This is a genomic window from Pseudomonas sp. Xaverov 259 (genome assembly GCF_019352915.1).
Classification (GTDB): Bacteria; Pseudomonadota; Gammaproteobacteria; order Pseudomonadales; family Pseudomonadaceae; genus Aquipseudomonas.
Genome location: NZ_JAAAFV010000050.1, coordinates 17,091 through 32,350, shown reverse-complemented (window position 1 = coordinate 32,350; position 15,260 = coordinate 17,091). Strand labels below are relative to the sequence as shown.

Sequence of the window (15,260 nt, the reverse complement as noted above, 5' to 3'; positions counted from 1 at the left end):
TAATATTGCGCGCTGATGAATCTGGCGTCTCCTGCATGAAAAGCAAACCCTCACTGCCCGTCTCCTACCGCCTCGCCGTCAGCTCGCGCGCGCTGGCTGCCGTGGTCGGCGGCTATCTGATGGCATCCCTGGCCGCCGTGTGCATGGCGCTGTGGATGCCCACCTCGCGCGCTGACGCGGTGATCACCGGGATGATGAGTTCGTTTGTGTTCTATCTGCTGGCCGTTATCTGGTGCTTCGCTTGCCGCACAGCTTCGCGCGCCTGGTTTGGCGTGATGCTGCCCAGCGCGTTATTTGCCACCCTGGCGGGCGTGGGTTTTTGGATGGCACGCACATGAAAGAGGGCTTCCGCCAGGCGATGGCCTGGTTGCACACCTGGGCCGGCCTGATCTTCGGCTGGCTGCTGTTTGCGATTTTCCTGACCGGCACCCTGGCCTATTTCAAGGACGAAATTACCCACTGGATGCAGCCCGAAGTGCAGGCGTACCCATTGGACGAAGCGCGTAGCCTCGCCGCTGCGCAAACCTATCTGCAGCAACAGGCGCCCAACGCCGCGCGCTGGTTTATCACCCTGCCCAACAGCCGTGACCCTGGCCTGTCGGTGATGTGGCAAGACAAAGTTGACCCCGGCAAACGCGGCAACTTCATCCAGAAAGTCCTCGATCCCGTCAGCGCTCAACCCGTCCAGGCCCGCGAAAGCATGGGCGGCGAATTTTTCTACCGCTTCCACTTCCAACTGCAAATGCCTTACCCGTGGGGCCGCTGGCTGTCGACTATCGCCGCGATGGTGATGTTCGTCGCGCTGATCACCGGGATCATCACTCACAAGAAAATCTTCAAGGACTTCTTCACCTTTCGCCCACGCAAGGGCCAGCGCTCCTGGCTCGACGGGCATAACGCGGTGGGTGTGCTGGTGCTGCCGTTTCACCTGATGATCACCTACAGCAGCCTGGTGATCTTCATGAACATGGTGATGCCCGCGCCGATCCTGGCCTCGTATGGCGACGACAGCCGCGCGTTCTTTAATGAAGTGTTCCCCAATACCAACAATGCGCCGGCGCTCGGCCAGCCGGGTCAGTTGCTGCCGTTATGGCCGATGTACGAGCAGGCGCGCACGCAATGGGCCGGTGGGCATGTGGGTCGTTTGGTGGTCAACAATCCTGGCGATGTGAATGCGTCGGTGAATGTGGTCCGGGCCGGCTCCGACCGTGTGGTGCATGACTTTGGCAGCAGCGTTTCATTCAACGGCACCACCGGCGAGTTGCTGCGCGTCAGCGGTGAACAATCGCTGCCGGCGGCGATTGGCGGCAGTTTCTACGGCCTGCACATGGGCCATTTCGCTGGCCCGGTGCTGCGCTGGCTGTACTTTATCTGTGGCCTGGCGGGCACGGCGATGATCGGCACCGGCCTGGTGATCTGGCTCGGCAAGCGCCAGCTCAAGCACGCTAAAACCGGTGTGATGCCGTTTGAACTGCGGCTGGTGGAAGTGCTCAACATTGCCAGCATGTCTGGCTTGATGATCGCCATCGCGGCGTTTTTCTGGGCCAACCGCCTGTTGCCGGTGAGCTTCGCCGAGCGTTCCGATGGGGAAATACAAACCTTCTTTATCGCCTGGGGCCTGAGCCTGCTGCACGCCGTATTGCGCCGTGGTCGCCAGGCTTGGGTCGAGCAACTGAGCTTCGCTGCGCTGTTGTTTGTGGCGATCCCTCTGCTCAACGCGCTGACCACCTCGCAGCACTTGGGCGCGTCATTGGCCAAGGGTGATTGGGCCATGGCCGGCTTCGACCTGACCTGCCTGGCCAGCGGCCTGTTCCTCACGTGGGCGGCGTGGAAGATGCAACACCGCACGCAACCCAAGGCCGAGCGCGTGCGGGCAGTAACGCTCAAGCAGGAGGCGCACTGAATGCTGCTTGCCCTGTTGATGTGCTACGCCGGGTTTACCGCGTTGTGCCTGGCCACCGACCGCCATCACGGCGAACTGCTGCACAGCAAGCCGTCGCCCGCGCGGCGCTCAAGCCTGCGCATGGCCGGTTGGTTGTTGCTGAGCGTGTCGATCTGGCCCGCTGTCGCCGCTTCAGGTTGGGCTCAAGGGTTGGTGGAATGGTGCGCGGTGTTGATGCTCAGCGCGCTGCTGCTGGTATTGCTGTTGCCGTATCGGCCAAGGCTGGCCTTGATCCTGGCGGGCGTCGGCCTGCTGGCCAGCCCTGTTGCGGCCTTCGCCTTATTTTGAGCCTGTAATGATGATCAGCACGCCACCCGAATCCCAGGACCGCCCGCACACCGATGCGGCCGGTGGGCGTGCGCATTTTTTGCAGGTGTTTTTGTCCCAGCGTTCGCAAATGGAAGCCTTGGTCAGCCGCCGTGTGGGGTGCCGCGCCACGGCAGCGGATTTGGTACAGGATTTATTCCTGCGCTTCTGGCGCCGCCCGTTGGTGCAGGTCGAAGAACTCAGCACTTACTTGCTGCGCTGTGCTGGCAACATTGCCATCGACCATTTGCGCAGCGAAGGCGCCCGCGTGCGCAGCAACGAAGGCTGGCTGCCGGAGCAACAGGACCATCAGGGCTCCGAACCGCAGGCGGCGCTCGAAGCGGGCAATGATCTGCGCCATGTCGAAGCCGCCTTGCGCAGCCTGCCGGAGCGCACGCGGCAGATTTTTTTGCTCAACCGCATCCACGGCCGCAAGTACGCAGAAATCGCCAAGGCCATGGGGCTGTCCCAAAGCGCCGTGGAAAAACATATGATGCGTGCCCTCGAAGCCTGCAAGGCCAGCCTTCGCGAACCATTGCCCCCACGCACGCCAGGGACAGCACCGTGAACGTTACCCCCACGCCCGCCCAGGAACAGGCCGCACTCGACTGGCTGAGCCTGTTGCACGACCAGCCCAGCAGTGGCGACCAGGCCACCTTCAGCCGCTGGTTGCGGGCCGATCCTGCCCACGTCGAGGCTTATTCCCAGGCCCAGGTGCTGTGGGAGCTGAGCGAAGTACCGGCGCGCGCACTGGCGGATGAAGACGCCCTGGCCCTGCAGGGCTACCTCAATGCGATGAACACCTCGAAACGTTCGCGCACCCTGCGCTGGTCAGGCGCCTTGGCCATGGCCGCGTGCCTGCTGGTGATGGTGTCGATGGGCGCCGGGTGGCAGCCGTCGCGTTGGGTGAATGACTTCGGCGCCGATTACGTGACCGCGCCGGGTGAGGTCAAGACCGTGACCCTGGCCGACCAGTCCCAAGTGACCCTGGATGCCGACAGCGCCATCGCCGTGGATTTCAGCCACGGTGAGCGGCATATCCAGTTGCGTCGCGGTGCCGGGTTTTTCAGCGTGACCCACACCGGCCAATCCTTTGTGGTCGAGGCCGGCAGCGGCGAAGCGCGGGTGTTGGGCACACAGTTCGAAGTGCGCCTGCAACCGGCTGGCGCGCAGGTGACGGTATTGTCTGGCCGGGTTGGCGTGACAGCTTCCAGGCAAGGCCGGCAGCAGGTTCTGACCGCAGGCCAACAGGTGGCCTACGCAGACGGTGTGGCCGAAGCGATGCACGCGGTCGACAGTGAGTCACGCCTGGCCTGGCGTGACGGTTGGCTCAATTACTACAAGGCGCCGTTGGCTGACGTGGTCAAGGACCTGAGCCGTTACTATCCGGGGCGCATTCTGTTGCTGAACGACGAGATGAGCGCCAAGCGTGTCAGCGGCAGCTTTCCGAGCAAGGACCCAGTGGCGGTTTTGAATGCCCTGCAAGCGGTGCTGGGGTTTGAACAGCATACGGTTTTGGGCCGTATGATTGTGTTGCGCTAGACACGAACGGTTTGCTGGCCACCTTCTTTTACAACTATTTTCCTCGCGATCATTTCCTGCCGGCAGTTACAGGCCAGGTATCACGCTGCCTGTAGATCCTTCACTTAACCTTCATCCTAATTGCCCAAACCTGTCACCAAACCGTTACACGCGCCAAGGATCATCCTCGGATTCCTGAGCAGGTGGTCAGGAAGACTGGCGTCGCCGTTCACCCGGTTCTGACAGCCAGTACCGCCCTCCATAACAACAGATAGATGCACGTAAGGGATCTACTTGTGAAGATCAACACACTCTCTGCCCTGCTTTTTGCATCGGGCCTAGGTAGCTTTGCGCCATTGGTTTTGGCAGACACCACGCAGGACGTCGGTTCGGTGGACATCGCCGGCAAACAGACCCTGGGCAACGGCCACATGATCCGTGAAGAAAGTGCCAAGGCGCGGTCGACGGTGACCAAGGAAGCCATGGACCAGATGTCGTCGACCGCCAACGCCATCGACAAGCTCAAATACACGCCGGGCATCAACGTTTCCAGTGATGATGCCAGTGGCACCAGCGGTACCAACTTCACCATGCGCGGCATGAACTCCGACCAGATCGGGGTTTCCGTCGATGGCGTGCCGATCAACGATTCGGGCAACTACAGCGTCTATTCCAACCAATTGGGCGACCCGGAAAACCTTGCGGAAGTATTCGCGACCCAGGGTTCTTCGGAAGCAGACGGCCCGCACATCGGTTCCAGCGGTGGCAACATCGGCATGATCACTATTCGGCCGACCAAAGAGGCCGGCTTGTTTGCCAAGCAGATCGTCGGCGCCAACGACTTGCGCAAGACCTTCGTGCGGGTCAATACCGGTGATTTCGGCGGCCTCAAGACCTGGGTCTCGGCATCGCACCTGGAGGGCGACAAGTGGCGCGGCAAAGGCACGCTGCGCAGCGACAAGGTCGAGTGGAGCAGCCTGTTTGAAGACGGCAGCGGCAACTCCACATTGGCCACCATCAAGTACAACAACCAGGAAAACTACAACTACAACTCCTTGAGCAAGTCGCAGTTCGACACGGACGGGCGGCGCAAGGACTACTCGCAAACTCCGGTGTATAAGTCGGGTTTGCTGTCGTCCTCCTACAAGCTCAACCGCAACCCCTTCGAAAGCGTCAACGCCACGCTCACCCAGCGCTGGCAGTTGCAGGACAACCTGGCGCTGACGGTCACGCCGTATTACTACTGGGCCAACGGTGGCAGCTTCAGCGGCCAGACCGCATCGAACCTGGGGCCGAAGTCCGACAAGGCCGGCAACTACGACCTGAGCAACCTCAAATCGCTCAACTACTACCGCCCTTCGTGGACCGAAACCTGGCGCCCGGGCGTTACCGCCAAGATGAAGTGGGACATCAACGAAGAACACAGCCTGGACTACGGCTACTGGTATGAGCGCGCACGTCAGCGCCAGACCCAGCCGTTTATCGGCATCAACGGCGAAGGCGCACCCGATGATGTGTGGGGCGACTACAACAGCGGCGGGCAGGTGGTCGACAAGAACGGTGCGACGGTACAAGGCCGTCATTACTACACCGTCACGCCAGCGCAAAAGCTCTGGGTGCAGGATAGCTGGCAAGCCACGCCCGACCTGAGTTTTGTCGGCGGCGTGGCCTACCAGTACGTCGAGCGCGACGGCAACAACCTGGGCAGCCTGTACGACAAACCGGAAAAACGTAACACCCGTTACCACCAGTTCCTGCCGAACTTCAGCGCCAAGTACCAGGTCGACGAGAGCAACCAGGCGTTCTACAACGTCACCCGCAACATGCGCACGCCGCCGAACTACGTGCTGTACAACAAGGGCGATTCGGTAAGCCTCAAACCTGAGTTGAGCTGGAACCAGGAACTGGGCTGGCGCTTCACCGAAGACGATATGGCGCTGAGCGCGACGCTGTTCTACATCAGCTTCAAGGACCGCCAGTTGTCGACCACCGACCTCAACGGCGACTACGCGGTGATCAACGTCGGAAAAGTCGACAACAAAGGCCTGGAACTGGAGTGGAGCGGGCTGTTGCCGCATCACTTCAACTACTACGCGTCTTACACCTACACCCAGTCTGAACAGAAAGACAATCTGCTCAGCAAGAACGTGTTGTTGCCCACCGCCGGCAAGCAACTGGCCAACGTGCCGGAAAACATGTTCAACCTGGTGTTTGGCTACGACGACTCGCGTTTCTACGGCAACGTTGCGGGCAAATACGTCGGCAGTTTCTACGGCGATTTGACCAATGACGAAAAAATCTCCGGGCGCACCGTGGTGGACCTGAATGCCGGTATCTACTTGCCGGTGGACAAGAAGGTGATCAAGTCTGCGACCCTGCGGCTGTCGATGCTTAACGTGTTTGACAAGGAATACCTGAGCTCGGCGCGTACCGTGTCGTTCAACTCGGTGCCGGTAAACGGTCTGGCGCCAAGTACGGCGTATTACAACGTCGGTGAAGAGCGTACGGCGATGGTGTCGTTGGAAGCTAACTTCTAAAGACGCTGCAGAACTGAATGTGGGAGCGGGCTTGTGTGGGAGCTGGCTTGCCTGCGATGCAGGCAACTCGGTCTGCCAGTTACTGCGCGGTGATGCTATCGCAGGCAAGCCAGCTCCCGCAAAAAAGCTCCCACACAAGCGGGCTGCCGCTAAGATCGGGTTACTTCAAGGCAGCCATGATCGCGTCCGGGTTGTAATCGCGAATGAGCGTGCCATTGACCTCCACAAACGGAATCCCGCCGCCGCCCAGCGCCTCATACGCCTTGCGCGCCTGGGCATCCTTCTCGATATCGAACGCCTGGTACGGCACACCTTTCTGGTCCAGAAAGCGCCGGATCTGCTTGCAGTAGCCGCACCACTCGGTGGAGTAGAGCACCACGTGCGCCGAGGCGCGTACCTGCTCTGAAACCACCTGCGAGGGGTTGAACAGCCGCTCGATCTTGCCCCAGTGCTGAATCACCACCACCACCAGCAATACCAACAGGACTTTCTTGAGCACCCCGCCGAGCATCAGTTGCGGCGCTTGAGCTGGTCGGTCAGTTGGGTCGGCAGGCCCTTGATGATCAAGGTACCGGCGGCTTCGTCGTATTCGATCTTGTCGCCCAGCAGGTGTGCCTCAAAGCTGATGGACAAGCCCTCGGCGCGGCCGGTGAAGCGGCGGAACTGGTTGAGGGTGCGTTTGTCGGCTGGAATTTCCGGCGACAGGCCGTAGTCCTTGTTGCGGATATGGTCGTAGAACGCTTTTGGCCGCTCTTCATCGATCAAACCCGACAGTTCTTCCAGGCCCATCGGCTCACCGAGCTTGGCCTGGCTGCTGGCGTAGTCCACCAGGGTTTTGGTCTTTTCGCGGGCGGATTCGTCCGGCAGGTCTTCGCTTTCAACAAAGTCGCTGAACGCCTTGAGCAAGGTGCGGGTCTCGCCCGGGCCGTCGACACCTTCCTGGCAGCCGATAAAGTCGCGGAAGTACTCCGAAACCTTCTTGCCGTTCTTGCCTTTGATAAACGATATGTACTGCTTGGACTGCTTGTTGTTCTGCCACTCGGAGACGTTGATGCGTGCCGCCAGGTGCAGTTGGCCCAGGTCCAGGTGGCGCGATGGGGTCACGTCCAGCTCATCGGTCACCGCCACGCCTTCGCTGTGGTGCAGCAGGGCGATGGCCAGGTAGTCGGTCATGCCTTGTTGGTAGTGGGCAAACAGCACGTGACCGCCGGTGGAGAGGTTGGACTCCTCCATGAGCTTTTGCAGGTGTTCGACCGCCGTGCGGCTGAAGGTGGTGAAATCCTGGCCACCGTCGAAATATTCCTTCAACCAGCCGCTGAACGGGTGCGCGCCGGACTCGGCATGGAAAAAACCCCAAGCCTTGCCTTGTTTGGCGTTGTAGCTCTCGTTGAGGTCGGCCAGCATGTTCTCGATGGCGGCCGATTCGGACAGCTCCGAATCGCGGGCATGCAGAACTGCAGGTGTGCCGTCGGGTTTTTTGTCGATCAGGTGAACAATGCAATGACGGATCGGCATAGGCTTCTCGGCTGGTTGAAGGGGAGCGGTGGGCCTCCCCAAAAAGTCGCCCAGTGTACCGCACCCATTGGCCAAGACGCGCCTGCAAGGCTGTTTTGGACGACCTCCGACGGCCCATATGCCTTTTTTTCACGGTTTAGAGCGATAAAGCTGACCAAATGGGTATGTTGAGGCGGATATTTCCCCGTCTCTGTGCTAGTTTTGCCCCGTCTTACGCCAAGTCTCGGCGTTAAGCGTGCATTCAGCATCTGTCAGGTCGAACCAATCCCCGTTTCAAGCATCTATAACCCCGATCTCCGTGGTTGTAGGCCTGGGGTGCCAGGCCATGACGGTCGGGCTCGACGGCTGACACTGCACTCTGCAATCCATATGAATTTGATAGGGAAGGAACACCACAATGGCTATTACTAAAGACCAACTGATCGCTGACCTGGCTGAAGCAGTAGACGCACCGAAAACTACCGTGCGCGCTCTGCTGGACCAACTGAGCCAAGTTGTTGCTGATCAGCTGGAAAACGGCGGCGAAATCACTCTGCCAGGCGTTGGCAAACTGAAAGTGACCGAGCGTCCAGCCCGTACTGGCCGTAACCCTTCGACTGGCGCTGCCATCGAAATCGCTGCCAAGAAAGTTATCAAGCTGGTTGTGGCCAAAGGCCTGACCGACGCTGTTAACAAGTAAGACGCAGCAAAAAAAACCGTGCCTCGGAGCGATCCGGGCACGGTTTTTTGTTGCCTGCGATATGTGTGGCGAGCGAGCTTGCTCCCTCGCCACAATGATTCAGTCGCGAACCCAGCGCTGACGCCAGATCTGCTGCTCATTCTTGGTCTGGAAGGTCCAGGCCACAAAACGGCTTTGCTTCTGCCCCTGGGACATTTCCACCACCTGGCTTTCCAGCACGCCGGCTTTTTTCAGGGCTGTCTCGATCGCGGGCAAGTTCGACGCTTTTGACACCAGCGTGCTGAACCACAGCACCTTGTGGGCAAAATGCGCGCTCTCGGCGATCAGTTGCGTCACAAAACGTGCTTCGCCGCCTTCACACCACAACTCCGCCGACTGGCCACCGAAGTTCAGCACCGGGAGTTTGCGCTTGGGATCAGCTTTACCCAGGGCACGCCATTTGCGCTCGCTGCCCTTGGTGGCTTCGTCCATGGACGCGTGGAAGGGTGGGTTGCACATGGTCAGGTCAAAGCGCTCACCCGGCTCCAGCAAGCCCAGCAGGATCTGCTTGGGGTTGGGTTGCTGGCGCAGCTGGATGACCTTGCTCAGGTCATTGGACTGCACGATGGCCTTGGCGGCGGCCACGGCGATCGGGTCGACCTCGGAGCCGAGGAAATTCCAGCGGTATTCCATATAGCCGATCAGCGGGTAGACGCAGTTGGCGCCCATGCCGATGTCCAGCACCTTGACGATAGAACCGCGCGGAATCTTGCCGTCGTTGACGCTGGCCAGCAGGTCGGCGAGGAAGTGCACATAGTCGGCACGCCCCGGCACCGGCGGGCAGAGGTAATCCTGCGGGATATCCCAATGCTGGATGCCATAGAACGACTTGAGCAGTGCTCGGTTGAACACCCGCACCGCGTCCGGGCTGGCGAAGTCGATGCTCTCTTTGCCATAAGGGTTGAGGATCACGAATTTCGCCAATTCCGGCGTGGTCTTGATCAGCGCCGGGAAGTCGTAACGGCCTGTGTGGCGGTTGCGCGGGTGTAAGGTAGCCTCTTTGCGCGGCGCGACGGGCTTGGCCGGGGCTGCGGTTTTAGGCTTTTTGCGCGGTGGTTTGGGTGTGCTGGGGGCGGTCATTGGCTGCGTCGATTCTGGGTTTGTTTCAAAAGTGGCGGGTATTGTCACACATTCCGAAGTTGACCTCGGTTTAAATGTGGGAGCGGGCTTGCTCGCGAATGCGGTGTGTCAGTCACTGAATGTGCTTCTGACACACCGCATTCGCGAGCAAGCCCGCTCCCACCCTGATTGGGTTTTCAAATCCCCCAAAAAAAGAGACCCGAAGGTCTCTTTTTTTACACAGTTTCCAGCTTACAGACTGGAAATCCGCGCATGTTGCTCGGCCAGCTTGCCCAAAGCCTGTTCAGCCTCGGCCAACTTGGCGCGCTCTTTGTCGATGACTTCAGCCGGCGCCTTGTCGACAAACGCCGCGTTGGACAACTTGCCGCCCACCCGCTGCACTTCACCTTGCAGGCGCGCGATTTCTTTGTCGAGACGCGCCAGTTCCGCGCCCTTGTCGATCAAACCGGCCATTGGCACCAGCACTTCCATCTCGCCGACCAGCGCGGTCGCAGACAGCGGTGCATCTTCGCCAGCAGCCAATACCGTGATCGACTCCAGCTTCGCCAGCTTCTTGAGCAACGCATCGTTCTCGGTGAGGCGACGCTGATCTTCGGCACTGGCGTTCTTCACGAACACTGCCAACGGCTTGCCCGGCCCGATGTTCATCTCGGCACGAATATTACGCGTGCCCATCATCAGGGTCTTGAGCCATTCGATATCGCTTTCGGCCGCCTCATCGATGCGCGCTTCATTGGCCACCGGCCAAGGTTGCAGCATGATGGTCTTGCCTTCGATACCGGCCAGCGGCGCGATGCGCTGCCAGATTTCTTCGGTGATAAATGGCATGAACGGGTGCGCCAGGCGCAGCGCCACTTCGAGTACGCGCACCAGGGTGCGGCGGGTGCCGCGCTGGCGTTCGATCGGCGAATTCTCGTCCCACAGCACGGGCTTGGACAGTTCCAGGTACCAGTCGCAATACTGGTTCCAGATGAACTCGTACAAGGCCTGTGCGGCCAGGTCGAAACGGAACTGGTCGAGCTGGCGGGTCACTTCGGCTTCGGTGCGCTGCAGCTGCGAGATGATCCAGCGATCAGCCAGGCTCAGTTCGACGGCTTCGCCGTTCTGGCCGCAGTCTTCGCCTTTATCCAGCACGTAACGTGCAGCGTTCCAGATCTTGTTGCAGAAGTTGCGATAGCCTTCGACGCGGCCCATGTCGAACTTGATGTCGCGACCAGTGGACGCCAGCGAGCAGAAGGTGAAACGCAGGGCGTCGGTGCCGTAGCTGGCAATGCCATCGGCGAACTCGTCGCGGGTCTGCTTCTCGATCTTCTTCGCCAATTTTGGCTGCATCAGGCCCGAGGTGCGTTTCTGCACCAGGGTTTCCAGGTCGATGCCGTCAATGATGTCCAGCGGGTCCAAGACGTTGCCCTTGGACTTGGACATCTTCTGGCCCTGGCCATCACGCACCAGGCCGTGTACGTACACGGTCTTGAACGGTACTTGCGGCGTGCCGTCTTCGTTCTTCACCAAATGCATGGTGAGCATGATCATCCGGGCAACCCAGAAGAAAATGATATCGAAGCCGGTGACCAGCACGTCGGTGGAGTGGAATTTCTTCAGAAACTCGGTCTGCTGTGGCCAGCCCAGGGTCGAGAAGGTCCACAGGCCCGAGCTGAACCAGGTGTCGAGTACGTCGTTGTCCTGTTGCAGGGCGATGTCCGCGCCGAGGTTGTGCTTGGCACGCACTTCGGCTTCGTCGCGGCCTACGTACACCTTGCCCGACTCGTCGTACCAGGCCGGAATGCGATGGCCCCACCACAGTTGACGGCTGATGCACCAATCCTGGATGTCACGCATCCACGAGAAGTACATGTTTTCGTACTGTTTAGGCACGAACTGGATGCGGCCGTCTTCCACGGCAGCAATGGCAGGCTCGGCCAACGGTTTGGTGGACACGTACCACTGGTCGGTCAGCCACGGCTCGATCACGGTGCCGGAACGGTCACCTTTCGGCACTTTGAGGCCGTGGTCGTCAACGCTGACCAGCAAACCGGCGGCGTCAAAGGCGGCCACGATCTGCTTGCGCGCTTCGAAACGGTCGAGGCCAGCGTATTCAGCCGGGATCTTGCCGTCGATGCTGTCGTTCAGCGTGCCGTCCAGGTTGAACACCTGGCAGGCCGGCAACACGGCGGCATTTTTGTCGAAGATGTTCAGCAGCGGCAGGTTGTGGCGCTTGCCGACTTCGTAGTCGTTGAAATCGTGGGCCGGGGTGATTTTCACGCAGCCGGTGCCGAATTCAGGGTCGCAGTAGTCGTCCGCGATGATCGGGATACGACGGCCAACCAACGGCAGTTCGACAAACTTGCCGATCAGCGCCTGATAGCGTTCATCGTTCGGGTTAACCGCCACGGCGGCGTCGCCGAGCATGGTTTCCGGACGCGTGGTGGCGACGATCAGGTAGTCGTTGCCCTCAGCCGTCTTGGCGCCATCGGCCAGCGGGTACTTGAGGTTCCAGAGGAAGCCTTTCTCGTCGTGGTTTTCCACTTCGAGGTCGGAAATTGCCGTGTGCAACTTGGTGTCCCAGTTGACCAGGCGCTTGCCGCGGTAGATCAGGCCGTCTTCGTGCAGGCGCACGAAGGCTTCTTTCACCGATTCCGACAGGCCGTCGTCCATGGTGAAGCGCTCGCGGCTCCAGTCGACTGACGAGCCGAGGCGACGGATCTGACGGCTGATATTGCCGCCGGACTGGTCTTTCCATTCCCAGATCTTTTCCAGGAATTTCTCGCGGCCCAGGTCGTGACGGTTCTGGCCGGTGGCTTCGAGCTGGCGTTCCACCAGCATCTGCGTGGCGATACCGGCGTGGTCAGTACCCGGTTGCCACAGGGTGTTGCGGCCCTGCATGCGGCGGAAACGGATCAACGCATCCATGATCGCATTGTTGAAGCCATGGCCCATGTGCAGGCTGCCAGTGACGTTCGGTGGCGGAATCATGATGGTGTAGGACTCGCCGGCACCTTGTGGGGCGAAGTAATTCTCGGACTCCCAGGTGTTGTACCAGGAAGTTTCAATGGCGTGCGGCTGGTAGGTCTTATCCATGCGCGGCGGGACCCTAGTTGGCATTTATTCAGGAAAGCCGACAAGTATAACGGGGGATAAGGCGCAGGGCGAGGCGAAGACGGGCTAGAGATGTACGTTGAGCAAATGTGGGAGCAGGCAAGCCAGCTCCCACAGGGATCTATGCAGGGCTCAGGACTGGTATTGGCTTAATAGCCGTTCCATGCGCGCATCCATCCGCCGTTTGATCTCGGCTTCAATATGCGGTGCAAAGTCGTCGATCACATCCTGCATGATCAGTTGCGCAGCGGCACGCAGTTCATTGTCCAGATGCAGCAGCAACGCGTCGGGGGCTTTTTCAGCGGCGGGTGCCGGTTCTGCAGCGGGGGCTGGTGTTGCGGGCTCAGGTGCGGCGGGTTTGCCACCGACCATTTCGAACAACAGCGGAATCTGTACCTCGCTCTCGACCGATTCGGTCAGCAGCGGCGGTTGCAACTCATCATCACCGAGCAATTGACGGATCGACTCCAGGTCGTCCAGCAAGTGGTCGTCTTTTTTCAGCGGGTTTGGAGTGTCCATCGTGTGCTCAAAGTCGTTGTAGCCGGTGATCTTGCAGAGGATAGCCCTGTTCGCGGTAGAAACGGAAACTCTCCCGCGCGGCCTGACGAATAGCCGGGTCTTCGACCACCACTTCCGCCACGCGGGCAAAAGCCTTGGCAAAGGCCGGTACTTTCAGGTCCAGGTTAACCAGCAAGTCATGATGATCGCCGCAGCTGTCGCCCAAACCCAGCACAATCAGGCCTTCGGGTTCGGACTCGGCGGGGCCGTGGGGCACGAAGCTTTCGCCCTTGAAACGCCACAGGCGGGCGTCAAGGTCTTCACGCTGGGCGGCATCGCTGCAATGCAGGTAGATGCGGTGGCCCATGCGCCAGGCTTTTTCGGTGAGTTTGCAGGCAAAGTCCAGGCGCGCAGTGGGATCGGCGCTGGGCAATATATAGAAGTCGACTTGGGTCATTGCGGTTCCTGAGACCGGGGCGCCATGCAGGCCGCCCCGGAATCTTCAGTTTCAGGCTTTGGCGCGATCCAGCAGGTACTGGGTCAACAGAGGAACCGGACGGCCACTGGCGCCCTTGTCCTTGCCGCCGCTGGTCCAGGCCGTACCGGCGATGTCCAGGTGCGCCCAGTTGAAGTTTTTGGCAAAGCGCGACAGGAAGCAGGCAGCGGTGATGGTGCCGGCTTTAGGGCCGCCGATGTTGGCGATGTCGGCGAACGGGCTGTCCAGTTGTTCCTGGTACTCGTCGAACAGCGGCAGTTGCCAGGCGCGGTCGTCGGCAGCCTTGCCGGCGCTGAGCAGTTGCTCGATCAGCTCGTCGTTGTTACCCAGCAGGCCCGAAGTGTGAGCGCCCAGGGCGACCACGCAGGCACCGGTCAGGGTGGCGATGTCAATCACGGCCTGTGGCTTGAAGCGTTCGGCGTAGGTGAGGGCATCGCACAGCACCAGACGGCCTTCGGCGTCGGTGTTGAGGATCTCGACAGTCTGGCCGCTCATGGTCGTAACGATGTCGCCCGGGCGTGCAGCACCACCGCTCGGCATATTCTCGGCGCAGGCCAGGATGCACACCAGGTTGATCGGCAGCTTGAGTTCCAGCACGGCACGCAGGGTGCCGAACACGCTGGCGGCGCCGCCCATGTCGTATTTCATTTCGTCCATGCCGGCACCCGGCTTGAGGCTGATGCCGCCGGTGTCAAAGGTGATGCCTTTGCCGACCAGCGCATAAGGCTTCTCGGACTTCTTGCCACCGTTGTATTGCATCACGATCAGACGTGGCGGTTGGTCACTGCCCTGGCCCACCGCATAGAACGAGCCCATGCCCAGTTCCTTGATCTTCTTCTCGTCCAGCACTTCAACCTTCAGGCCCTTGAACTCCTTGCCCAGCGCCTTGGCTTGTTCGCCCAGGTAGGTGGGGTGGCAGATGTTCGGCGGCAGGTTGCCCAGGTCGCGGGTAAACGACATGCCGTTGGCGATGGCAGTGGCGTGGGTGACGGCGCGCTCGACTTCAGCCTGGGCAGCCTTGATGGTCAGCAGGGTGATTTTCTTGATGGCGCGCGGTTCGGCCTTCTGGCTCTTGAACTGGTCGAAGACGTAACCGCCGTCCACCAGGCTTTCGGCCAGCAGGCGAGTCTTGCCGTAGCTGTCACGGCCTTTTACGACGATTTCATCGAGGGCCAGTGCCGCATCGGTGCCGCCCAGACCTTTAAGAGTGCTGAGGATACCGCTGATGATCTTGCGGAACGGGCGGTCGCCCAGTTCGGCGTCCTTGCCCACGCCCACCAGCAATACGCGGTCGGCTTTAAGGTTGGGCAGGCTTTGCAGCAGCAGGCTTTGGCCGACTTTGCCGGCCAGATCGCCGCGCTTGAGGACCGCGCTGATGGCGCCGCCGCTCAGTTCATCCAGTTGCTTGGCGGCGACGCCGAGCTTGCGCCCTTCGCCGACGGCGACCACGAGGGTGGCGGTTTTCAACGTTTCGGGGCTAACGCTTTTTACAACCAATTCCATTTTCGGGTCCCTTATTTAAGGTCTGTGAGCCTGGCGTCTGTACGCAGG

14 protein-coding genes are annotated in these 15,260 nt (G+C 60.3%); 7 read left to right on the top strand and 7 right to left on the bottom strand.

The annotated features are described in order from the left end of the window. Positions 1–35 precede the first annotated feature (35 nt). From K0H48_RS21485 to K0H48_RS21460, 6 genes are all read left to right on the top strand, one after another. Positions 36–338 (top strand): DUF3649 domain-containing protein, encoded by a 303-nt coding sequence (locus tag K0H48_RS21485; RefSeq protein WP_219269058.1) that lies wholly within the window; start codon positions 36–38, stop codon positions 336–338. Continuing rightward, positions 335–1,903 (top strand): PepSY domain-containing protein, encoded by a 1,569-nt coding sequence (locus K0H48_RS21480; RefSeq protein WP_219269057.1) that lies wholly within the window; start codon positions 335–337, stop codon positions 1,901–1,903. The genes K0H48_RS21485 and K0H48_RS21480 overlap by 4 nt, the downstream gene beginning before the upstream one ends. Then, the gene (locus tag K0H48_RS21475) at positions 1,904–2,230 is read left to right on the top strand and encodes a DUF3325 domain-containing protein (RefSeq protein WP_219269056.1); all 327 of its coding nucleotides are present in this window, start codon (positions 1,904–1,906) and stop codon (positions 2,228–2,230) included. Positions 2,231–2,237: 7 nt separating this feature from the next. After that, on the top strand, positions 2,238–2,816 hold the full coding sequence (locus tag K0H48_RS21470; protein ID WP_219269055.1) for an RNA polymerase sigma factor: 579 nt from the start codon (positions 2,238–2,240) through the stop codon (positions 2,814–2,816). Then, complete coding sequence (locus tag K0H48_RS21465; RefSeq protein WP_219269054.1) at positions 2,813–3,790, top strand: FecR family protein; 978 nt, start codon at positions 2,813–2,815, stop codon at positions 3,788–3,790. Before K0H48_RS21470 ends, K0H48_RS21465 begins: the two co-directional genes overlap by 4 nt. A 275-nt stretch (positions 3,791–4,065) precedes the next feature. Further along, entirely contained in the window at positions 4,066–6,306 is a 2,241-nt protein-coding gene (locus K0H48_RS21460; RefSeq protein ID WP_219269053.1) for a TonB-dependent receptor, read from the top strand. Positions 6,307–6,466: 160 nt separating this feature from the next. On the opposite strand, the gene K0H48_RS21455 is transcribed toward K0H48_RS21460, so the two are convergent. Both K0H48_RS21455 and yejK read right to left on the bottom strand, forming a co-directional pair. Then, positions 6,467–6,817 carry a glutaredoxin family protein gene (locus K0H48_RS21455; protein WP_219269052.1) on the bottom strand — a complete coding sequence of 117 codons (351 nt, stop codon included), beginning with the start codon at positions 6,815–6,817 and terminating at the stop codon, positions 6,467–6,469. Then, positions 6,817–7,821: a nucleoid-associated protein YejK gene (gene yejK / locus K0H48_RS21450; protein ID WP_065885922.1), complete on the bottom strand. Its 1,005-nt coding sequence runs from the start codon at positions 7,819–7,821 to the stop codon at positions 6,817–6,819. The genes K0H48_RS21455 and yejK overlap by 1 nt, the downstream gene beginning before the upstream one ends. Positions 7,822–8,218: 397 nt before the next feature. Here yejK and K0H48_RS21445 point away from each other — a divergent pair, with 397 nt between their 5' ends. Further along, a complete protein-coding gene (locus K0H48_RS21445; protein WP_003188840.1) occupies positions 8,219–8,500 on the top strand; it encodes an HU family DNA-binding protein in 282 nt (93 codons plus the stop codon). Between the two features lie 99 nt (positions 8,501–8,599). On the opposite strand, the gene rlmF is transcribed toward K0H48_RS21445, so the two are convergent. The 5 genes from rlmF to K0H48_RS21420 form a co-directional block, all read right to left on the bottom strand. Further along, positions 8,600–9,619, bottom strand: coding sequence for a 23S rRNA (adenine(1618)-N(6))-methyltransferase RlmF (gene rlmF, locus K0H48_RS21440; protein ID WP_200430922.1), 1,020 nt, complete (start codon positions 9,617–9,619; stop codon positions 8,600–8,602). Positions 9,620–9,850: 231 nt separating this feature from the next. Beyond that, positions 9,851–12,697 (bottom strand): valine--tRNA ligase, encoded by a 2,847-nt coding sequence (locus K0H48_RS21435; protein WP_219269051.1) that lies wholly within the window; start codon positions 12,695–12,697, stop codon positions 9,851–9,853. Positions 12,698–12,847: 150 nt separating this feature from the next. Then, a complete protein-coding gene (locus K0H48_RS21430) occupies positions 12,848–13,234 on the bottom strand; it encodes a DNA polymerase III subunit chi (protein WP_219269050.1) in 387 nt (128 codons plus the stop codon). 7 nt (positions 13,235–13,241) lie between these two features. After that, positions 13,242–13,670 carry a DNA polymerase III subunit chi gene (locus K0H48_RS21425; RefSeq protein WP_219269049.1) on the bottom strand — a complete coding sequence of 143 codons (429 nt, stop codon included), beginning with the start codon at positions 13,668–13,670 and terminating at the stop codon, positions 13,242–13,244. A gap of 51 nt (positions 13,671–13,721) precedes the next feature. Next, complete coding sequence (locus K0H48_RS21420; protein WP_219269048.1) at positions 13,722–15,212, bottom strand: leucyl aminopeptidase; 1,491 nt, start codon at positions 15,210–15,212, stop codon at positions 13,722–13,724. Positions 15,213–15,260 lie beyond the last annotated feature (48 nt).